Below are 18,417 nucleotides of genomic sequence, written 5' to 3'. Positions count from 1 at the left end.
CCGCCGATGGCCTCCGATAGCGACGACCGCGAGGCGGCCACTGCGCCCACCGATTCGACCGACCGGGAGCCGCCGCTGTCGGGACTCACGGACCGCCGGGTCCTGCTCGGGCTGACCTTCGTCGTCGCGTTCTGTTCGATCGCTTACGAACTCGTCTACTCGGAGCTGTTGACGGTCTTCTACGGCGGGACCGTCCTCCGGTACTCGATCACCATCGGCCTCTACCTCTTCTCGATGGGCGTCGGCGCGTTCCTCTCGGCGCACCTCGACGACCCCGGCCCGAACTTCCTCCGGACGGAGCTGTACCTCGCGTTCGCCGGGCCGGTCGGCGCCGGGTTCGTGATCGCCCTGAACTCCTTCCCGGACGTGGCCTTCCAGTTCAAGGGGCCGGTGACGCTCGCGCTCGCGCACGTCCCGATCCTCCTCGTCGGGCTGCTCTCGGGGTTCGAGATACCGCTGTTGAACGAACTCGTCGACCACCGCGAGCGGACGGTGTTCGCTGCGCTCGGCGGTATCTACCCCCGGCGAATCATTCGCGGGATCCTCGGGGCGTTCTTCTCGGTCTCGGAGGCCGAGGGGCGGTCGTTCTCCGAAGTACTGGGGGTCGACTACCTCGGGGGGCTGGCGGGGACGGTCGTCTACGCGCTGGTGCTGTACCCGCGCTACGGCCTCGTCGTGACGGTGCTCGTCCTCGGCCTGCTGAACGGGCTGGCCGCACTGGTCTTTGCGGCCTGGTCGGCTCGCGGCACCGAGCGCACGAGCGGCCGGTCGCTGTCGCTCGCCCGCTGGCGCGGCGTCGTCCTCGCCTGCCTGCTGCTGACGGGCACCTACGGCGGGCTGGTCGCCAACGCCGGCGCGGTCGACCGCGCGGTCACCGGCGCGTACATGGGCGACCGCATCGAGAGCGAGTACCAGCCCCAGAGCGCCGGGCACGTGACCGACCGGGCCGAGGTGACCGTCGAGTCCTTCGAGCGGACGCGCTACCAGCGGATCACTACCTACGAGCGCGACCTCGCGGGGAACGGCGCGAGCGAGACCTGCCTCCATCTCGACCAGGCGATCCAGCTCTGTGACAGCTGGATCGATTCCTACCACAGCGGCCTCGTCGACGTGCCGATGTCGGCGCTGGCGGGCGAGACGGGCGACGTCGCCTCGCTCGACGTGTTGATCGTCGGCGGCGGCGACTACATCGCCGTCGACCACTTGCGCGAGTACAACGTCAGCGTCGACCAGATCGACATCGACGGGGAGTTCCTCGCCTACTCGAAGGAGGAGTCGCGGTTCTCCCGCTACCACGACGACGCCGACGAGTACGGCCGGCTGAACACGACCGTCGGCGACGCCTACGACTACCTCCGCGGCTCCGAGAAGCGCTACGACCTCGTCCTGCTGGACGTGCCGGGCGCTCGCAGCGACGACTCGCTCGCCCTGTACTCGACGGAGTTCTACCGGACGCTGCGGAACCACCTCAGCGACCGCGGCGTCGTCGCGACGTGGGCCTACTCGAAGTACTGGTTCCCCGAGCACCACAAGGCGTACGTCAACACCGTCCGTGCGGCCGGGTTCGACCGCTATCTCCCCTACTCGGCCTACGAGGACCACGACGAGGACGGCGAACTCGAGCGCGGCGAGCGCTTCTACCTGCTCTCGGACGGTCCCCAGCCGGTCCCGAACGTCTCCCGCGCACGCAGCGACTACCTCGACGGCGTGGCCGACCGTTACGACGGGCTGTCCTGGCGGTCGATCCCCTCCTACCGCGGCGTCGAGCCGAACAGCGTCTTCGACCCCAACTACGACGTGATCGTCGACCCATGACACGAGACACCCTCCAGTTCGTCCACAGTACCGCCCCGCCCGCCGGCGATGTCCGGGTGTTCGACTCGCTCACCCGCGACCTGCTCGGCGCGACCTTCACCTTCCGGGTCATCGGGAGTTCCCACTACGTCAGCGCGCCCGCCTACGACTTCCACGAACTCGCCTCCTGCGAGCCGGTCGACGCCGAGGCGACCACGCTCCGCCTCGACGGCGCGACGACTGCCGACCCGCCGGACGCCGCCGCTCGCCGTCGACTCGACTACGCGGCCGGGGGACTGCGCTGCGCCACGGTCGTCGAGCGGCGTCCGCTGGCCGCGTTCCCGGCCGACGACTCGTTCGATCTCGCCTACCGGTTCGACCCGGACGCCTACACGACGGTCGACGTGACCCCCGACGGCTACGAGACCTACCACACGTACCCCGAGTTCGACCTCGCGCTGTACACGCGGACGGCCTTCGAGTCGGTCCCCGGCGGCGACCCGGTCGGCGAATCCGCGGACGGGACCGGCGACTACGCCGACCACGTCGACGAGATCGACCGCAGCGGCTTCCCGGACGACCGTGCCGTCGAGCAGGCCGGACAGCCGACCGACTGAGCGACGCCGGCGCCCTGCTGGTCGAGAGTAATATTTATCCCCGGTGGTTGTCCTGTTGGGTAGTATGACAGGTGGACGCGGGGCAACGGGCGAGACGGGCGCCTCGGCGGGGCAGATGGCCCGGTCGGTCGACGACTCGGTCCTGCACCTCTCGCCCGACGAACGCGAGCAGCAGGGGGTCACCGACGACGAGGTCCGAGAGGCGTTCCTCGCGGTCCTCCGCGAGGGCGACGCCGACCAGAAGGACCTGCGCGGCGTGACCCTCCCGGCGATCGATCTGGACCGCCGGACGATCGAGGGGGTCGACCGGCACCCGGTCGACCTGCGCGAGGCGACGATCGAGTCGCTCTCGGCGTCGTTCGCGTCGATCCGTCTCCCCGTCCGGCTCGACGACGCGACGCTCGGCGACGTGACGCTGGAGGAGGCCCACTTCGAGTCGGCGCTGCTGGCCGACGGCGCGACCGTCACCGGCGACTTCGACGCCTTCGAGGCGCGCTTCGACGGCGACGTCGAGTTCGAGGGCGCCACGTTCGAGGGGCGGTTCCACGCCGACGAGGCCGCCTTCGCCAACGACGTGAGCTTCGACGACGCGACCTTCGAGGGGGTCGTCGAGGCCAGAGGCGCGGAGTTCTACGGCGACTCGAATCTCTTCGACGACAACACGAGTTTCACCGGCGCGGCCTTCGAGGCGGACGCGGACTTCCGGCAGACGGAGTTCGGCTTCACGCACTTCGAGCGAGCGACGTTCGCCGGCGAGGCCGCCTTCCAGGAGGTGACCGTCGACGGCGACGCCGAGTTCGACGCGGTCGTCTTCGAGGCGCTCGCGGACTTCGACGAGGCCCGCTTCGACGGCGACACCTCCTTCGCCGAGACGACGTTCCGCGGCCCGGCGGACTTCCGCGGCGCGGCGTTTTCCGGCCGCGAGCGCGCGCTCGACGAGGACGCGACCTTCGAGGGGTCGACGTTCCGCGAGGGGGCCGACTTCAGCGACGCCCGGTTCCGATACGTCTCGTTCGTGGACGTCGGGTTCGGTGCGACGGTTCACTTCGAGCGCGCGGCGTTCGACGCCGACGCCGACTTCCCCGGCGCCCGCTTCGACGGCGAGGCGGACTTCGACGAGGCGCGATTCCACGAGGACGCCGACTTCTCGGCCGTCGAATTCGCCGACCGCTGTGTCTTCCGCGGCGCGGAGTTCACCGGCGGCGCCAACTTCCTGGAGGACGACCTGACCTTCGAGGGCGCTCACTTCGGCGACGACGCCGACTTCCACAACGCCGAGATCAGCTCGGCGAACTTCGAAGACACCGGCTTCGCCGGGCAGATCGACTTCGAGGGAGTCGTCGTCTCCGACCGCATCGACTTCGAGGCGACCCAGGTCGCCGAGGACGCGTTCGTCGACTTCACCCGCGCGAAGATCCGCACCGGTCGCATCGCACAGCCAGCGGACGACTGGGTGCGCTACGACCTCACCCTGGCCTCGCTGGGCGACGTGGAACTGGCCGCCGCGGCCGACGAGGACTACCGCCGCCTGCTGGATTTCTTCCGGTTCTGCCGGACGGAGTTCACCGAGTTCGACGGCCACGAGTTCGACTTCAGCGCCCACCGCGAGTACCTCGACCGCAACGCCTGGGCCATCCACGAGTTCCACGAACCTCCGGCGGCCGACCCCGACTACGCCCTGGAGATGACCCCCGAGGTCGTCGAGACCACCTACCTCAAGGCCAAACAGAGCGCGGCGGGCGTCGGCGACATGAAGGCCGCCGGCGAGTTCCGCGTCAAGCGCCAGCAGTACAGCCGCGCCGAGAACCTCGAGGTCGCCCGCGACCGCTCGCAGGACCTCTGGACGCGATTCAAGAACCTCGGCCGGGCGACCGAGAACTACTTCCTCGGGATCACCTGCGGCCACGGGATGCGCCCCATCAGGATCGGCTTTTCCTTCCTCCTCGCGCCGCTGCTGTACGTCCCGTTCTACGCCTTCGGCGGCTCCCTCTTCGAGACGCAGGCCGGGCAGATACCCCTCGGTGAAGCGCTGACGACGAGCGGTCTGGAGACGCTCTTCGAGATCGCCCGCTTCAGCTACGTCTCCTACACGACCATCGGCTACGGGTTCATGGGCCCCGTCGGTCCGGCCGCGGAGGTCGCGGCCGCCAGCGAGGCGTACCTCAGCGTCGTCCTCTCGGCGCTGCTGGTCTACGCGCTGGTCAAGCGCTCCGAACTCTGAGTCGCGACGAAGACGGTCCGACCGTCTTCCGGTCCGTAGCCGTCGCGGGTTTCGACGGCGAGACCCGCCGCCTCGAGCGCGCCGGCGACTTCCGCGTCGCTAAACGGCGTCATCGGCCGGCTGTTCGTGAACACCTCGCCGGCCTCGGTGAACGTGGCCGACACCCAGTTTAGCCGGTCGTCGGGCCGTCTCTGCATCTGCGCGACGCGGACGTAGCGCCCGCCGTCGTACTCGCCGACGTGGTACGCGGGGTCGTTGCCCTCCGGCGGCAACGGCGAGTTGTCGAAGACGAGGACGCCCCCCGCCGCGAGGTGGTCGCACATGTTTCCGACCGCGGGACCCAGATCCGCAGGCGGCAGGTGGTTGATGACTCCTCTGATGGCGACGACGGCGTCGAAACGCCCGTCGATGTCGATGTCGGGAAGCGCGCCGCGGCGGAACGTGGCCCCGTCGCCACACTTCTCGCGTGCGCGTTCGAGCATCCCCTCGTGGGGGTCGATCCCTGTCACGTCGAAGCCGGCCTCGGCGAACCGCCGCCCGTGCTCGCCCGTCCCGCAGCCCACGTCGAGGACGGACGGGTCACCCGCGGCCGCCCGCTCGGCGACGAACGACACGTCCCGGTCGTAGTCCCACTCGCGCTGGATCGCGTCGTACAGATCCGGGTGTTCGGTGTAGAGCCGCTCGGTCATCGCGTGGACCGGTTCATCGGTCCTCTCGCGGGTAGTCGTTTCGCCGACCACGTTCGCGCCGCACCCCTCGTGATCGGTGACCGCGCGTCGCCCCTCACAGCAACTCGGCGACGAACTCGCGGTAGTCTCGTTCGACCACGTCGGCGTTCTCGGGCCCGACTCCCCCGTCGACCCAGTTCATGATCTCGGTGACGAACACGAGCCGGTAGAGCCGGCGGCGCTCCTCGAAGCCGTCGCCGGGCGAGTGACCGGCGGTCCGGTCGTACCCCTCGTAGAGCCCACTCCGAACCCGGTTCCGTCGCTCTGAGTCGAGCGTGTCCGTGCCACAGAAGCCCTGCTCGGCGCAGACAAGTTCGTACTCTGGATGCGTCGTCCGTGCCAGCTCCCAGTCGAGCAGCCCGGTCACCGTCCGCGACCCGCGGTCGACGACCAAGTTCCTCGGGTTGTAGTCGATCCGGGCGATCGCCGGCCTCCCCGTGAGGTCGAGACCGTCGCGCTGCCGGTCGATCGCCGCGCGCAGCTCGGACGCGAGGTCGCGAAATCGAGTGTCGCCGAGGCGCTCCAGTGCCTCCTTCGCGGTCGCCTGCAGCCGGGACGCCCAGCTTTCGTGGGGATCCTCGAGCGCCAGCCCGTACTCGGGGGCGAGCGGCAGTTCCCCGCCCGCGTCGGTCGGGTCGACGCGCTCGGCGTCGACGATCGGCCCGTAGGCGTCGAACGCGTCGAGACAGTGGACCCGGCCGAGCGAACGGCCGACCTGGCGGGCGTACGCAACTAGCTCGCCGTCCGGAACCGTCGACACGTTCGCGGGTAGGGGGTCGCCGTCGGCCCGTTCCATGAGAAAGAAGGGCGCCGGAAGATCCGGATGGCCGTCAACGATACCGTACACTTCGGGGACGGGGACGGCCGTCTCGGCGCCGAGCAGGCGGAGGAGCGTCGCTTCCGCGGCGAGTTCCCCGCCGCCGTTCTCGTCGTCGGTCGCCTTGAGGACGCACTCGCGGACGCTGTCGCCCGTCTCGACGGTTACCGATACCGTCTCGCTGCCGCCGTCGTCGATCCGAAACGCCTCGCGGACGTCCCAGGCGTCGTCGACGGCGGTGATCATCCGTTCGACCGTCGTCGCGTCGAGCGCGTCCGACGCCGATACCCGTTCGTCTGTAGCCACGTGGTCGCTCACGTTCGACCAGCAGTTAGGGTTTCTCCTGCCCGGTCCAGCTGTGACCGGTGCGATGGAACCCGCGGAACGGAGAACGGGCCGACATCGACCCGACAGTGGAACCGCTGGTCGCCCGACGATTTACATAGATGCGCACACGGCTGTGTATTGATGGCGGCCAAGACGATCTCGCTCGACGAGGAGGCATACGAGCGGCTCGCTGCCGAAAAGCGAGCGGGAGAGAGCTTCAGTGACGTGGTGAAGCGTCTGGCAGGTGAGCGGTCCTGGAGCGAAGTCGCCGGCATCTGGAGCGATGGAACCGAGAACATCGAAGCGGCGATCGAGGAGGGACGCGACCGGTCGCGTACCCGTCGGGAGCGCCTGGGCGACGAAATACCCGAATAATTCACGCCACCTCCGTCGTTCTCGACGTAGAAACGTATTGAGCGGATCGGCGAAAAAGACCGCCGAGACCCGCGTTCAGTGCTCGGCTTCGTGCGGGTTCAGTTCGGTCCCGTAGTTCTCGGCGTGCTCGGTGTACTCGATGAACCGGGGCGCGTCCGGGTCGAAGGGTCGCTGCAGCGAGTCGAAGGCCTTCTTCTTGTCCCACGACTGCAGGCCACCGATGGCCGAGCGGTCTTCCAGGTCGTGGTAGTCGAGGTCGTCCTTGGTCAGGTTCCAGGCGTCCAGCCCCTGCTCGGTGCGGACGATGACCGAGGAGTACTCGTCGCTGGAGCCGACGGAGCCGACGGTCAGGTCGGCGCAGTAGCCGGTGAAGTCGGCGCACTCGTCACAGCCCTTCAGCGCGGCGTCGTGGAACTCCTCGACGTCCTCGTCGACGATGAGTTCGCCCTCGTGGTCGTAGGCCATCATCCGGCCGTCGAGGACGTCCATCTTGCCCACGTCGTCCAGATCGATGTCGCGCTCTTCCTCGAGCTTCTCGCCCATGAGCTTCTCGTAGTTGAAGTTCTTCGTGCACATCAGGGCGATGGCGTAGTCGATGGAGCGGACGCCCTCCTCCTGACTGGCGTAGTCCCACTCGAAGTCCTGCAGGGCGCGGATGCCCTCGATCTCGCAGGGGGTGCCGACGAGCGCGAGCGAGGCGTCGTCGATAGGTACGTCGAGCTTGTGCTCCCACCGTTCGAGGTCGAGGTTGCCGAGGGCCATCGTCTGGTTGTAGAAGCTCCCGGCGTTCTCGATGCACTCCTCGGGCGTGGTGGCGAGGAACGACTCGGCCTTCCACGGCTCGTCGTCGCTCTCGGTGGCGATGAGCGCGCCGTCGATCTCGCCCTCCTCTAAGAGCTTGCAGAGGACGGCGGTGACGAGGCCGCCGTCCTGGGCGTTTTCGCGCCAGTCCTCGTCGACCTTCGCGGAGAACTCCGTGATGGGGTCGCCGGCGCCGGAGACGTTGTCGTCGCCGCCGGTGATCTTCCACTGGCGCTCGTAGCGCAGGCCGCCGCGGGGGCAGAAGTCCCAGCACATCGAACAGCCCGTGCACATCTTGACGAGTTCGGGCAGGCCGTCGTCGCCGATGCCGATGGAGTCCGACGGGCAGGAGGCGACGCAGGTACCGCACTGGATGCAGCGGCCGGCGTCGATGACGCCCTCGTCGAGTTCCATGAACCACGTCTTGTCGTCGGGCGTCTCGATGTCGTTCATCTGCGACCTGATCTCGTAGGAGGGGGTGTCGAGAGCCAGATCCTCCTCGCCCGGGCGCTGGACGCGCTGGTCCGGCGCCGTCTCGTAGACGTCCTGGCTCTTGCCCTCGGCCGGCGCGGTGAACTGGACGTCCCGGAGCTTGCCGTTCTCGTCGACGTTGGCTGGCGTGGCGCCGCCGTCCGGGACCGCGGGCGATTGCCCACCCGACTGCCCGCCGCCGTGGGTGTGCGAGTGTCCGCTACCGTTGCTGTGCGAGTGACCGCTTTCGGAGTGGCCGCCGCAGCCACAGGAACTCCCGCAGCCGCAGTCGTCGGCGTCGTCGCTTCCCACGTCCGGGACGCCGGGCATCGGCCCGTCGCGTCCCCCGTCGGTCAGCAGCCGCGAGTCGTCCAGTTCGACGTCGTCGCCCTCCGTCTGCTCGGTGAGTTCGGGCGCGGCGTCGGCCGGGGCCACCTGTTCGTGGTCGTCGCTCCGGAGGTCGCGCTCGCGGCGGTCCCACGGGCGCTCAGTCGCCATGGGCGACACCTCCGGAGACGTTGGCGTCCGCACGCTGCATGATCTTCCGCAGGCGGTTGTTGCCGACCCGGCGGGTCCACTCGTAGAAGCGCTCGCTCTCCTCGCGCTCGTCGACGTAGGCCTCGAACAGCTGTTCGATGGCCGGGATGACGGCGCTGGCGGGGACGGCGTTCTCGACCCAGTCGATGAACTCGTTGTCGGCGCCGAGCGCGCCGCCGAGGCCGAAGTCCATGCCCTCGACGATGTTGTCGCCTTCCTCGTTGGTCGTCGTCTCGGGGTCGTCGACGTTGACCGTCTCGCCGCGGAAGCCGATGTCGGCGATCTGCGGCTGGGCGCAGGAGGCCGAGCAGCCCGACATGTGCATCCGGACCACGTCGAGGTCGTCGGGCGTATCGATGCGGCGATCCAGGGCCTTCGCCCAGCGGTACACCCGATTCTTGGTCTCGATGATGCCGTAGTTGCAGAACTCCGAGCCCGTGCAGCCGACGGCGCCCCGCGAGAACGGACCGGGGTCCGGGCTGTACTTGCGGGCGAACGGCTCGTTCAGCAGGTCGCCGACGTTCTCCTCGGGGACGTGCGTGATGAGGAAGTTCTGGTCGGTCGCGAGGCGGATCGAGGTGTCCTCCGTGCCGTACTTCTCGGCGGCGCGGGCGGCCTCTGCGAACTCGTCGCCGCCCATGCGGCCGGCGATGACGTTGAAGCCGACGTACTTCAGCCCCTCGCCCTTCTGGTCGTGGACGCCGACGTGGTCGCCGGTGTAGCCCTCCGTCAGATCGGTGCCGCTGGTGGGCAGGTCGACCTCACAGCGGGTGCGGACCGCTCGCTCGAACTTGTCGGTGCCCATCTGCTGGACGAGGTAGCGCATCCGGCAGACGCCGCGGTTGTTCCGGTCGCCGAGCTCCTTGAACGTCTGGGCGACGGCGCGGCAGAACTCGACCGTGTCCTCCGGCGGGACGAACACGTCCATCTGCGTCGCCATCCGCGGGCCGTCCGAGAGGCCGCCGCCGACCTTGCAGTGGAAGCCGTAGATCTCCTCGCCACCGTCGGACGAGTCCGACGAGCCTCCGGCGGAGCCGGAGACATCGACTTCCTTCCGGGCCGGGGTCAGTCCCACGTCGTTGATCTGCGACTGGCCGCAGTCGTGCTTGCAGCCCGTGATGGTCATCTTGAACTTCCGGGGCAGGTTGGCGTACTCGCGGTTGCCCGTGAAGTAGTCGGAGACGGCGTCGATGACCGGCTGGGCGTCGAAACACTCGTGGCCGTCGAGACCGGCTGCGGGGCAGCCGAGGACGTTGCGGGCGCCGTCGCCACAGCCCTGGATCGTCGTGAGGTCGACCTCGTCGTAGGTGTCCCAGATCTCGGGCACGTCCTCGACCCGGATCCAGTGCATCTGGATGTCCTGGCGGGTCGTGATGTCCATGAACGCGTCGCCCCAGATGTCGTTCTGGTCCTCGCCGCCGTACTCCTCGGGGGCGACGGCGTACTCCTCGGCGACCTCGCCGATCACCTCGGCCTGCTCGGGCGACAGGTAGCCGCCCGGAACCTTGGTCCGCATCATGAAGTACCCCTCCTTGCGGCCGTGGGAGTACATCCCGGCCCACTTGAGCCGTTCCCACTCGCCGCTGCCGGCCCGCTCCTCGATCTCCTCGAACGAGAGGCCTTCCTCGGCGTACTCCTTGACGTCCTCGACGACGTCCAGCGGGTGTTTCTCCTGTTTGTGCTGCTCGACCGTGTTCACGTCGAATCCCTCCGCGTTCCAGAGGCGAGTCTGTCTGTCCCGTTCATGAGTGAGAGCCTGCGCGGCGATTGCGCGCGTGCCTAGCGGCACAACGTGATCATCCATGTAAGTCCTCGTCACGGACAGGTCTGCCAGGGCTGCGGGAAACCCCCACCTGATTGCCGGTACCTGTGATGGATCGCGAGCGCTGACAGGCCCCCCTGTTTCACCTGCAACGTCCCGGCGACCCGAGTTCGCGGGACCCGATACCACCGATCCGGCGTCATTTGCCGGTGGTCTCGAGAACCCGTCTCGCTTCCTCTCTCTACCCGAATCAGCCCGATCGGAGCTCACCGGGATCCGGAGATATTTGTCGCTTCCGGGCAGTGACGGCGAGGGGTGCACGGATGTGGAGGTTTATACGTAGTGGGTCCTTGGAACTGAACAACCAAATGACCGACACGGCAAACGTGCAGGCGACCGACGAGGATGCGCAGGTCGAATCGGACGAACGAGCTCAGGACGTCGACACGTCTCATCTCGACGACGTCGAGGACGGATGCGGCTGCGCCGAGGTGTGGGAGCACCTCTCCGACGAGCGCGACGAGTAACGCCCCCAAGGGGCTCCACCGGCGAGACGTTTATGCGCCGGCGACGCGAATTCCGCCTGTGTCCATCATCGGCGAGTTCAGCGTCCCGGCGGCCGTTTTTCTCCTCGATGACGCGCTCGACGCGGTGGAGAGTTCGGTCACCATCGAGCGCATGGTGTCCGACGGCGACGAAGCCGTCACGCCGTACGTCTGGGTCGCGACGGGGGACTTCGAGGCGTTCGAAGGGGCGCTGCGGGAGGATACCTCGGTCGATGAGTTCGAGACCGTCGAGCGCTACGACGAGGAGGCCCTCTACCGGGTCACGTGGCGCGAGGACGGCATCGACCTGCTGGCGGCCCTCGAGGACGTGGCGGCGACCGTCCTGACCGCCGAGGGCCACGGCGACCGCTGGGTTCTCCGTGCGCTGTTCGCCGGCCGGGAGGCCGTCTCGGCGTTCGACGACCGCTTTTGCGCCGCCCACGAGCGGGTCGAACTCGCCCGGCTCTATGGCAGCGACGATCCCTCCTCGTACGGGAAATTCGAGGTGACCGACAAGCAGCGCGCGGCGCTGACGACTGCCCGCGAGGCGGGCTACTTTGCGGTCCCCCGGGAGTGTTCCCTGCAAGACGTCGCCGACGAACTCGGTATCTCGCGCAACGCGGCGTCGGCGCGACTTCGCCGCGGACAGGACGCCCTCGTCGGCCACACGCTCGACCACGACCACCGTGATCCCCGCCGGCTCTGACGGTTCGCAACAGTCGGCCGCTGGCGTCTCCAGCAGCGGACGCCGCGAGTCACGGTCGGTGCGATCAACGCGCCGTCGAGCACTTAATACCCGTGACGCGTCACACCGAGGACTGATCCCCGTCGCGGCCCAACGCGCCAGTGGTGGTACTGTTCGTACAGCGACCGCGACGGTCGTACCAGTGGAGGAGTGAGTATGGTTCGTGAACAGCAGACCGACGGCGGCCACGCGGGCGGATCGCCCGACGCGATCGACGCCGTCTCGGTGGCGGTCGTCGAGCGGCTCGCAGCGGCGAAAGGGTGTGACCCCGAGGTGCTCCCGCCGCTGTACCGGTCGGTCGACCCCGACGCGCTCGAACGCCTCGTCACCCGCTCGAAGGGCGGGCTGTCGCGAATCTCTTTTTCACACGCGGGCTGCGACGTGACCGTCACCGGCGACGGCGACGTGTCGGTCTCCGGGTGAGGTGTCCGCACCGCTCCGGCTGAGCGGCGCCCGCGAAACGACCGCAGAAAGCCGGCTCAGTCTTCGCCGATGAGCCGGTCGACGATCTCCTCGGGGTCGAACTCCGTGAGGTCGTCGTAGTCCTGCCCGGTACCGAGAAAGAGGATCGGCTTGCCGGTGACGTGGGCGATCGAGATGGCCGCGCCGCCCTGCGGGTCGGCGTCGGCCTTCGTCAGCACGGCGCCGTCGATCTCCGCGGCGTCGTTGAACTCGCGGGCGCGGTTGACGGCGTCCTGCCCGGCGACCGCTTCGTCGACGAACAGCGTCAGGTCCGGCTCGACGACCCGGTCGATCTTCGAGAGCTGGTCCATCAGCCCGTCGGAGGTGTGGAGTCGGCCGGCCGTGTCGCCGAGCACGACGTCGACATCGTGGGCCTTCGCGTACTCGACGGCGTCGTAGATCACGGCGGCGGGATCCGAGCCCTGCTCGTGGGAGATGACCTCCTTGTCGAGGTTGTCGGCGTGTTGCTGCAGTTGCTCGTTGGCTCCCGCGCGGTAGGTGTCGCCGTTTGCCAGCACCGTCGACAGCCCCCGGTCCTCGAAGTACTGCGAGAGCTTCGCGATGGTCGTCGTCTTCCCGACGCCGTTGACGCCGGTGAAGATGATGACCACGGGGCGGTCGGCCTCCGTGACCCGCTCGTCGAAGTCGAACTGCCCGACGCTGATCACGTCGTACAGCGCTTCCCGCAGCGCGTCGCGGACGAGGTTGCCCGTCGAGGACAGGCGCCGCCGCGTCTCGCCGACGAGGTTCTCCTCGACGCCATCGAGGATCTCCTGGGCGACGCCCATCTCCACGTCGCTCTGTAGCAGGGCCAGCTCGAGGTCGTCGAGGTGGTCCTGCAGGTCGTCCTCGTCGATGACCGTCTTCCCGGTCGCGAGGATCTTCGCCCGCTCGCCGAGGCTCCGGCCGTCGTCCTCGTCGTCTTCGTCCGCTTCGTCTTCGTCCGCTTCGTCTTCGTCGTCGGATTCCGGCGTTTCCTCGACCTCGGCGTCGTCCTCGATCTCGTCCGTCTCCGCGTCGAGGTCGTCCACGTCTGCGTCGTCGGTTTCGACCTCGGTAGCGTCGGCCTCCTCGGTGTCGTCGACCTCGGCGGCTTCGGCGTCCGCGGCCGCGTCGACCGTATCGGCATCGTCGACGGCTTCGCTCTCGGCGGACGCTTCGCTGGCTTCGGATTCCGCCGCGGCTTCGGGATCGGCTTCCTCGGCGGCAGCCGGCTCCTCCTCGGTCGCTTCCTCGTCGACTGCGTCCTCGTCGACGTCCTCTTCGACGTCGCTGCTGAAGCGGCCGAGTTTCTCTTTCAGTCCGTCGAACATCGCGCCTTACTCGTCGTCCTGCTGCTGCTGCATCTGCTGCATCTGCTGCATCTGCTGTTGCTGCATCTGCTGGGCCTGCTGTTCGAGCTCCTCGCTCTCGGTCTCCAGCTCCGCGATGTCCGAGCGCACGTCCTCGATGCGATCGTCGAGGGTGTCCTGCTTGTTCTCGAGGACGTCGATGGCGTCGTTCTGCTCCTGCTCGGCGGCGTAGCCGGCGCCGAACTCGACGATGACCTCGTCGATGTCCTGGACCTCGGCGCGGACGTAGGCGTCGCCGCCCAGCGGGACCTGGACCGTCGAACCGGATTCGAGGGCCTCGATGGCCTCGATGGCCTCGTTCATCTCCTGTTTCTCGGTCTGGAGGTCGTCGATCTCGCCCTCGAGGGCCTCGATCTGCTCTTCGATCTGTTCGATCTCCTGTGCGATCTGCTGGAGTTGCTGCTGGGCGCCGCCGCCGCCACCGAGGCTCATGCGTCTACCCCCTCGATGTCGACCTGCGTGCGCTTGAGTCCGTGCTTGGAGCCGAACTCCGCGAGGACGTGCTCGCGGGCGACGTCCTCGTTCTCGGCCTCGATCTCCTTCTCGAAGGGCTGCCAGCCGTCGCGGGCGCTCCACTGCCCGGTGACTGTGAATTCACTCATGTGTCCCGCTGGGAGAGCGAGCGGGAAGTACCTTCCGCAACGAACTCTCCGCACGCCACAACCGGCCCCGCACCCATCACGTACCGGCCTGTTCGACGGTACCGTAACGGTCGTCCGAACATTTGATAACGAGATAACAGTTATGTGTGGCCCGCGTGAACACGTGAGTATGATCGGGGCCTCGGAAGTACTCGGACTGCTGGCGAACGACGTCCGACGGCGACTGCTGTTGCTGCTGTGCGAACACGAGTCGGTTCGCGTGCCCGACGCCGTGCTGGACCGCGACCCGCGTTCGTCGATGACCGAGACGGCCCTCGACGGACTCCGGTCGCGCTCGCGAGAACACGCGGCGCTCCGGTTGCAGCACGTCCACCTCCCGAAACTCGCGGAGGCCGACGTGGTGGAGTGGCACCGCGAACGCGACGTCGTCGCCCGGGGGCCGCGGTTCGGCGACGTCGAACCGATGGTGGCGGTGCTCTCGGAGAACGCGACGCGGGTCCCGCAGGAAGTCTTCTGAGCGCCGCGACCGGTCAGTCGATGTAGCCGAGCGCGGACTCGATGCGGCCCAGTTCCGGGCCGGTGGTGTCCTGACCGACCACGTAGCCGTAATCGTTGGCGACGAGGCCGGAACCGACCAGCGGCGCGCCGTAGTTCACGGTACCGATGTCGGCGGGGACGTCCAGTAGCTCCTCGAGAAAGTCCAGTTCCGCGTCGGTAGCGTCCGGGTGACAGAGGACGCCCGCGTTGGTCGCGACGGCCGCGGTCCCGACGGTCCGCGAGCCTGCGAGGACGCCTTGCTCGACGGGCACGTCGAGGGTGTCCTCGACGGCGCGGACCGCCTCCGCCGAGAGGTCCGGGTGGACGTACGCCCCGGTGTCGTTGGCGAGGACGACGTTTCCGGCGGCGTTGATCCGGCCGGGCAACTCTCCGATCGGGACGTCCGCAGCCTCGGCGATCCGGTCGCGTTCACGCTCGCGGACGCGGCTGCTGACGAGCAGCCCGTTGCCGTTGCCGGTCGCGAGGGCGCCGACGGTACCGGATCCGCCGACGGTCGTGGGGACGACCGGGACCTCCAGTTCCTCGCCGAGGTCCTCCCGGAGGTCCTCCTCGACGTCGGGGCGGACGAGCAGACACTCGTCGGTCGCGCGTGCGAACACGCCGACGTACGCCGAACCGGAGAAAGCCGCGCGGAGCAAGTCTACTCTGCCGTCTCGGCTTCGACGATGCTCTCGCCGTCTTCCTCGAAGCGGGCGGCGCGGACCCGGAGCTTGCGCGGCGGGTTCGACCGACCGTTCGCCCAGATCGCCTCGTTGATCGAGGGGTCGAGCCTGATGGCGTCCTCGTCGACGGCGAAGTGCTTGGCGAGGTGCTCGCGGACGATGGACATGGCCTTGTCGGCCTCCTCCTCTTTCGGCGCGGCCTTCGTGTCGCGGAGCGGGACGGTGACGACCCGTTCCTCGAAGTCGCCGGCGCTCATTCGTCCGTGTCGCTACGGCGCCAGTGGCGCCGCTTCGGGTTGCGTTCGACGTTGCGGTCCGTCTTGAGCATGACCCACGGCGGGACGCGCGTGTTCTGGCGCTCGAGTTTCCCCAGGCGCTTCTTCTTGGCTTTCGATTTCTTACCCATAGTGTCACCCTCTTCCGTGCCGGCGTTTAAATTCCTGTTCCTTTCGCCCGGGGCGGGGTTCGCTGCCGAACGCCAGCCGCCTGCCGGCAGATCGCTATCAGGATTGATTGTCCGGCAGGTACCTCTTTATACCAAAATTCGACACCTACCGCTATGGATCGGCGAGCACTCCTATCGACGGCGGCGCTGGGGCTGGCCGGCGGAGTCGCCGGCTGCGTCGGGGGCGGTGGCGAGGTCGTGACCACCGTCCAGCGGACGGTATCCGTCCAGCCCGGACAGGGCTGGGTCGAGGAGATTCCGGACGTCTCCGATCCGGGCGGCGCGATCCGCTACCGCGCCAGGGCCGACCGCCCCTTCGACGTCTACTTCTTCCCCTCTGAGGAGTCGTACATGTTCTACGACACCTACACCGACGGCGACGAGCCGGCACTGACGCCCGCGGGCAACAGCGACGTAGGTGCGAGCGCAAAGCAGATCGCGGAAGACACCTTCGAGGCGCAGACCCAGAAGGGCGGGGCCCGACAACCGATCGACGCCAGCGGACCCTACTACTTCGTGGTCGACCACTCGGCGTACCGCGGTGAGTCCGGCCCGGACGACGATCCCGAACCGCTCGACGTGTTCGTCGATCTCACCGTGACCCAGCGGAAACTGATCTGACGGGCGGCGGCCGGTAGCCCGGTTCGGGCAGCGATTCAGACGAACGCGAGCGGGACCATCAGGAGGACGCCGGCGGCGGCGCCGAGAGCGAGTTCGCGCTGGCCGCCGCCCGGCAGTCCTTCCCCCCGCTCGAGCGCTTCCGGGACGAACTCCGTCGCGACGAGGTACACCATCGCGCCCGCGGCGAACCCGAAGCCGAAGGGGAGCAAGCGCTCGGCCAGGGTGACGAAGTAGTAGGCGACGACGGCGCCGATCGGTTGCGGGAGACTGGAGAACACCGCCCACCAGACCATCCGCCACTCGCTGACGCCCATCGAGCGTAGCGGGATGGAGACGGCGACCCCCTCGGGGACGTTGTGAATCGAGATGGCGACGGTCATGAACACCGCCAGCACCGGCAGGGAGAGGCCGGCGAGCGAGACGGTCGCGAGGCCCGGGTCGTCGATACCCAGGTCCGCGAAGGAGACGCCGACGGCGACGCCCTCGGGGAAGCTGTGGACGGTCAGGATGCCGAGGATGAGCACGAGCTTTCGGAAGTCCGCTTCCTCGTACTCCTTCGCGTCGAACTCCGCGTCGGCCAGCACCTCGTGGCCGACGACGACGAGCGCGACGCCGGCGAGGACGCCCGGGCCGATAGCCATCGCCGCGGCGACGGCACCGCCGTCCACGACCGCCAGCCCCTCACCGACCAGGCCGAACAGCGACGCCGCGACCATGATCCCCGAGGCGACGCCCCACAGCACGACGTTCCAGCGGTCGGAGATGTCCTCCACGAGGAAGAAGGGGACTGCGCCCAGCCCGGTCGCCAGCGCCGTCACCAGTCCCGCGACGAACACCAGTCCCAGGTTCGCGACTGCGACCATCTCCCTGAAAATCGTCTCCCCGTCCCCCTAAGTCTTATCACGAATCTGATTATTTTTGGCAGACCTAAAGCCGATGGCGTTGTCCGAGTAGCGATACGAAACGGGATTCACACCGGCCCAACGCTCAATTAATGGGCCTTATACGCATTATGAATATACTCTCTCCTATGCGGTGAGATATAAATACTGTTCAGCCGAAGAATACAGTATGTCAACCACGACGCGCACGACCGACGCAGAGGCGGCGAGGACCGAAGTCGAGGCCCATCGGGTCGTCGACCCGCTCGACGGTTCGGGACGGATGACCGTCGAGACGACCGACGGCGAGGAACTGACGGTCGTCGAGTGTGTGGACGAACTCGTCGCGGCACGGCTCGCTGACCGGGCGCCCGGGTCCACCGTCCGCATGGAACTTTCGCCGACGCCCGCGGGAGAGGGGTACGTCGCGGCGCGCGTGCTTCCCGGCGGTCTCCCCGCGCTGTAAGGCCGCTCGACGACGCCGACGTCGCTACAGCGGGAACCGGTCGACGGTCTCGTAGGTCGGTCCGTCGGGACCGAGCGTGCTCTCTTTCAATCTGAGTTCCTCGACGCCCAGCGTCCCGACGTCCGGGTCGCGCTCGCGGACGACTTCCTGAACCAGGCTCTTGCCGCCGGCGTGTTCCATCCGCGCGACGGTGACGTGGGGCGTGAACTCGTGGTCTTCCGCGTCGAAGCCCATCGCCGTCGTCCGCTCCTCGACGGCCTCGTGAAGCCGCGTTAGCGATTCGCCGCCGGTCCGCGTGCCGACCCAGACGACGCTGATGTAGTCGAGACTCGGGAAGACGCCGAGCCCGCCGAACGTCGCCTCGAAGGGGTCGACGCCCGCGTCGGCGACCGCGGCGTCGAGTTCGTCGCGCAACTCGTCGATCCGGTCTGGGTCGGTGTCGCCGAGGAACTTCACGGTGACGTGGGCCTGTTCTGGGTCGGTGACGGTGAGGCCCGACGCGTCCGCGAAGCGTTCCTGGACGGCCGCGATCTCGTCGGCCAGTCCGTCGAGATCGACGCTGACGAACAGTCGCTTGCCCATGTGCATGGTTCAGTCGCCAGCGCCTTCAGGTCGTCTCCTCCGGCGG

Annotated in this window: 22 protein-coding genes; 10 read left to right on the top strand and 12 right to left on the bottom strand. The window is 68.1% G+C overall.

Annotation, left to right across the window (positions count from 1 at the left end):
• The first annotated feature begins 6 nt into the window (after positions 1–6).
• The 3 genes from AB2U09_RS03220 to AB2U09_RS03210 all read left to right on the top strand — a co-directional run bounded on the left by AB2U09_RS03220 (position 7) and on the right by AB2U09_RS03210 (position 4,632).
• The gene (locus tag AB2U09_RS03220; protein WP_459191248.1) at positions 7–1,815 is read left to right on the top strand and encodes a spermidine synthase; all 1,809 of its coding nucleotides are present in this window, start codon (positions 7–9) and stop codon (positions 1,813–1,815) included.
• Positions 1,812–2,411 (top strand): DUF2617 family protein, encoded by a 600-nt coding sequence (locus AB2U09_RS03215; RefSeq protein WP_459191247.1) that lies wholly within the window; start codon positions 1,812–1,814, stop codon positions 2,409–2,411. The genes AB2U09_RS03220 and AB2U09_RS03215 overlap by 4 nt, the downstream gene beginning before the upstream one ends.
• A gap of 64 nt (positions 2,412–2,475) precedes the next feature.
• Complete coding sequence (locus AB2U09_RS03210) at positions 2,476–4,632, top strand: pentapeptide repeat-containing protein (protein ID WP_459191246.1); 2,157 nt, start codon at positions 2,476–2,478, stop codon at positions 4,630–4,632.
• Here AB2U09_RS03210 and AB2U09_RS03205 read toward each other — a convergent pair.
• Together AB2U09_RS03205 and AB2U09_RS03200 are read right to left on the bottom strand one after the other, a co-directional pair.
• On the bottom strand, positions 4,602–5,372 hold the full coding sequence (locus AB2U09_RS03205) for a class I SAM-dependent methyltransferase (protein ID WP_459191245.1): 771 nt from the start codon (positions 5,370–5,372) through the stop codon (positions 4,602–4,604). The two genes, AB2U09_RS03210 and AB2U09_RS03205, sit on opposite strands and share 31 nt — an antisense overlap.
• Before the next feature lie 43 nt (positions 5,373–5,415).
• A complete protein-coding gene (locus AB2U09_RS03200; RefSeq protein WP_459191244.1) occupies positions 5,416–6,483 on the bottom strand; it encodes a phosphotransferase family protein in 1,068 nt (355 codons plus the stop codon).
• A 162-nt stretch (positions 6,484–6,645) separates the two neighbouring features.
• Here AB2U09_RS03200 and AB2U09_RS03195 point away from each other — a divergent pair, with 162 nt between their 5' ends.
• The gene (locus tag AB2U09_RS03195; RefSeq protein WP_459191243.1) at positions 6,646–6,879 is read left to right on the top strand and encodes an antitoxin VapB family protein; all 234 of its coding nucleotides are present in this window, start codon (positions 6,646–6,648) and stop codon (positions 6,877–6,879) included.
• Between the two features lie 75 nt (positions 6,880–6,954).
• Here AB2U09_RS03195 and AB2U09_RS03190 read toward each other — a convergent pair whose 3' ends face one another.
• Both AB2U09_RS03190 and AB2U09_RS03185 read right to left on the bottom strand, forming a co-directional pair.
• Positions 6,955–8,649, bottom strand: coding sequence for a Coenzyme F420 hydrogenase/dehydrogenase, beta subunit C-terminal domain (locus AB2U09_RS03190; RefSeq protein ID WP_459191242.1), 1,695 nt, complete (start codon positions 8,647–8,649; stop codon positions 6,955–6,957).
• Positions 8,639–10,387, bottom strand: coding sequence for a nitrite/sulfite reductase (locus AB2U09_RS03185; RefSeq protein WP_459191302.1), 1,749 nt, complete (start codon positions 10,385–10,387; stop codon positions 8,639–8,641). Before AB2U09_RS03185 ends, AB2U09_RS03190 begins: the two co-directional genes overlap by 11 nt.
• Before the next feature lie 431 nt (positions 10,388–10,818).
• Between AB2U09_RS03185 and AB2U09_RS03180 the strand changes: the two genes are divergently transcribed.
• The 3 genes from AB2U09_RS03180 (at position 10,819) to AB2U09_RS03170 (ending at position 12,163) form a co-directional block, all read left to right on the top strand.
• A complete protein-coding gene (locus AB2U09_RS03180) occupies positions 10,819–10,977 on the top strand; it encodes a DUF8595 family protein (RefSeq protein ID WP_459191241.1) in 159 nt (52 codons plus the stop codon).
• A 58-nt stretch (positions 10,978–11,035) separates the two neighbouring features.
• Positions 11,036–11,701, top strand: a complete 666-nt coding sequence (locus AB2U09_RS03175; RefSeq protein ID WP_459191240.1) for a helix-turn-helix domain-containing protein — start codon at positions 11,036–11,038, stop codon at positions 11,699–11,701.
• Between the two features lie 195 nt (positions 11,702–11,896).
• A complete protein-coding gene (locus AB2U09_RS03170) occupies positions 11,897–12,163 on the top strand; it encodes a HalOD1 output domain-containing protein (protein WP_459191239.1) in 267 nt (88 codons plus the stop codon).
• Between the two features lie 56 nt (positions 12,164–12,219).
• Here the strand turns inward: AB2U09_RS03170 and ftsY are convergent, their stop codons facing one another.
• From ftsY to rpl18a, 3 genes are read right to left on the bottom strand one after another with little or no spacing between them, the layout of a single operon-like run.
• Complete coding sequence (ftsY, locus tag AB2U09_RS03165) at positions 12,220–13,515, bottom strand: signal recognition particle-docking protein FtsY (RefSeq protein WP_459191238.1); 1,296 nt, start codon at positions 13,513–13,515, stop codon at positions 12,220–12,222.
• A gap of 6 nt (positions 13,516–13,521) precedes the next feature.
• Entirely contained in the window at positions 13,522–13,986 is a 465-nt protein-coding gene (gene pfdA, locus AB2U09_RS03160) for a prefoldin subunit alpha (RefSeq protein WP_459191237.1), read from the bottom strand.
• A complete protein-coding gene (gene rpl18a / locus AB2U09_RS03155) occupies positions 13,983–14,156 on the bottom strand; it encodes a 50S ribosomal protein L18Ae (RefSeq protein WP_459191236.1) in 174 nt (57 codons plus the stop codon). Before rpl18a ends, pfdA begins: the two co-directional genes overlap by 4 nt.
• A 169-nt stretch (positions 14,157–14,325) precedes the next feature.
• On the opposite strand from rpl18a, the gene AB2U09_RS03150 reads away from it, so the two are divergent.
• The gene (locus AB2U09_RS03150; RefSeq protein WP_459191235.1) at positions 14,326–14,673 is read left to right on the top strand and encodes a DUF7344 domain-containing protein; all 348 of its coding nucleotides are present in this window, start codon (positions 14,326–14,328) and stop codon (positions 14,671–14,673) included.
• Positions 14,674–14,686: 13 nt separating this feature from the next.
• Here AB2U09_RS03150 and AB2U09_RS03145 read toward each other — a convergent pair whose 3' ends face one another.
• From AB2U09_RS03145 to AB2U09_RS03135, 3 genes are read right to left on the bottom strand one after another with little or no spacing between them, the layout of a single operon-like run.
• Positions 14,687–15,352, bottom strand: a complete 666-nt coding sequence (locus AB2U09_RS03145; protein WP_459191234.1) for a translation initiation factor IF-6 — start codon at positions 15,350–15,352, stop codon at positions 14,687–14,689.
• 2 nt (positions 15,353–15,354) lie between these two features.
• Positions 15,355–15,633 (bottom strand): 50S ribosomal protein L31e, encoded by a 279-nt coding sequence (locus AB2U09_RS03140; protein WP_459191233.1) that lies wholly within the window; start codon positions 15,631–15,633, stop codon positions 15,355–15,357.
• Positions 15,630–15,782 carry a 50S ribosomal protein L39e gene (locus AB2U09_RS03135; RefSeq protein ID WP_274325978.1) on the bottom strand — a complete coding sequence of 51 codons (153 nt, stop codon included), beginning with the start codon at positions 15,780–15,782 and terminating at the stop codon, positions 15,630–15,632. The genes AB2U09_RS03140 and AB2U09_RS03135 overlap by 4 nt, the downstream gene beginning before the upstream one ends.
• 153 nt (positions 15,783–15,935) lie before the next feature.
• Between AB2U09_RS03135 and AB2U09_RS03130 the strand changes: the two genes are divergently transcribed.
• A complete protein-coding gene (locus tag AB2U09_RS03130; RefSeq protein WP_459191232.1) occupies positions 15,936–16,442 on the top strand; it encodes a hypothetical protein in 507 nt (168 codons plus the stop codon).
• Positions 16,443–16,477: 35 nt separating this feature from the next.
• On the opposite strand, the gene AB2U09_RS03125 is transcribed toward AB2U09_RS03130, so the two are convergent.
• Positions 16,478–17,305: a ZIP family metal transporter gene (locus tag AB2U09_RS03125; RefSeq protein ID WP_459191231.1), complete on the bottom strand. Its 828-nt coding sequence runs from the start codon at positions 17,303–17,305 to the stop codon at positions 16,478–16,480.
• 208 nt (positions 17,306–17,513) lie between these two features.
• Here AB2U09_RS03125 and AB2U09_RS03120 point away from each other — a divergent pair, with 208 nt between their 5' ends.
• Positions 17,514–17,789: a DUF7999 family protein gene (locus AB2U09_RS03120; protein ID WP_459191230.1), complete on the top strand. Its 276-nt coding sequence runs from the start codon at positions 17,514–17,516 to the stop codon at positions 17,787–17,789.
• A gap of 24 nt (positions 17,790–17,813) precedes the next feature.
• On the opposite strand, the gene thpR is transcribed toward AB2U09_RS03120, so the two are convergent.
• Complete coding sequence (gene thpR / locus AB2U09_RS03115; RefSeq protein WP_459191229.1) at positions 17,814–18,371, bottom strand: RNA 2',3'-cyclic phosphodiesterase; 558 nt, start codon at positions 18,369–18,371, stop codon at positions 17,814–17,816.
• Positions 18,372–18,417: the final 46 nt, after the last annotated feature.

Source organism: Halosimplex yunnanense (assembly GCF_054504345.1).
This window is presented reverse-complemented; position numbering and strand designations above follow the sequence as displayed.

Excerpts from the sequence above, each read along its gene's own strand:
- AB2U09_RS03220 (WP_459191248.1), top strand. The coding sequence starts at position 7 with ATGGCCTCCGATAGCGACGACCGCGAGGCGGCCACTGCGCCCACCGAT.
- AB2U09_RS03215 (WP_459191247.1), top strand. The coding sequence starts at position 1,812 with ATGACACGAGACACCCTCCAGTTCGTCCACAGTACCGCCCCGCCCGCC.
- AB2U09_RS03210 (WP_459191246.1), top strand. The coding sequence starts at position 2,476 with ATGACAGGTGGACGCGGGGCAACGGGCGAGACGGGCGCCTCGGCGGGG.
- AB2U09_RS03195 (WP_459191243.1), top strand. The coding sequence starts at position 6,646 with ATGGCGGCCAAGACGATCTCGCTCGACGAGGAGGCATACGAGCGGCTC.
- AB2U09_RS03190 (WP_459191242.1), bottom strand. The coding sequence starts at position 8,649 with ATGGCGACTGAGCGCCCGTGGGACCGCCGCGAGCGCGACCTCCGGAGC.
- AB2U09_RS03180 (WP_459191241.1), top strand. The coding sequence starts at position 10,819 with ATGACCGACACGGCAAACGTGCAGGCGACCGACGAGGATGCGCAGGTC.
- AB2U09_RS03170 (WP_459191239.1), top strand. The coding sequence starts at position 11,897 with ATGGTTCGTGAACAGCAGACCGACGGCGGCCACGCGGGCGGATCGCCC.
- ftsY (WP_459191238.1), bottom strand. The coding sequence starts at position 13,515 with ATGTTCGACGGACTGAAAGAGAAACTCGGCCGCTTCAGCAGCGACGTC.
- pfdA (WP_459191237.1), bottom strand. The coding sequence starts at position 13,986 with ATGAGCCTCGGTGGCGGCGGCGGCGCCCAGCAGCAACTCCAGCAGATC.
- rpl18a (WP_459191236.1), bottom strand. The coding sequence starts at position 14,156 with ATGAGTGAATTCACAGTCACCGGGCAGTGGAGCGCCCGCGACGGCTGG.
- AB2U09_RS03150 (WP_459191235.1), top strand. The coding sequence starts at position 14,326 with ATGATCGGGGCCTCGGAAGTACTCGGACTGCTGGCGAACGACGTCCGA.
- AB2U09_RS03140 (WP_459191233.1), bottom strand. The coding sequence starts at position 15,633 with ATGAGCGCCGGCGACTTCGAGGAACGGGTCGTCACCGTCCCGCTCCGC.
- AB2U09_RS03135 (WP_274325978.1), bottom strand. The coding sequence starts at position 15,782 with ATGGGTAAGAAATCGAAAGCCAAGAAGAAGCGCCTGGGGAAACTCGAG.
- AB2U09_RS03130 (WP_459191232.1), top strand. The coding sequence starts at position 15,936 with ATGGATCGGCGAGCACTCCTATCGACGGCGGCGCTGGGGCTGGCCGGC.
- AB2U09_RS03125 (WP_459191231.1), bottom strand. The coding sequence starts at position 17,305 with ATGGTCGCAGTCGCGAACCTGGGACTGGTGTTCGTCGCGGGACTGGTG.
- AB2U09_RS03120 (WP_459191230.1), top strand. The coding sequence starts at position 17,514 with ATGTCAACCACGACGCGCACGACCGACGCAGAGGCGGCGAGGACCGAA.
- thpR (WP_459191229.1), bottom strand. The coding sequence starts at position 18,371 with ATGGGCAAGCGACTGTTCGTCAGCGTCGATCTCGACGGACTGGCCGAC.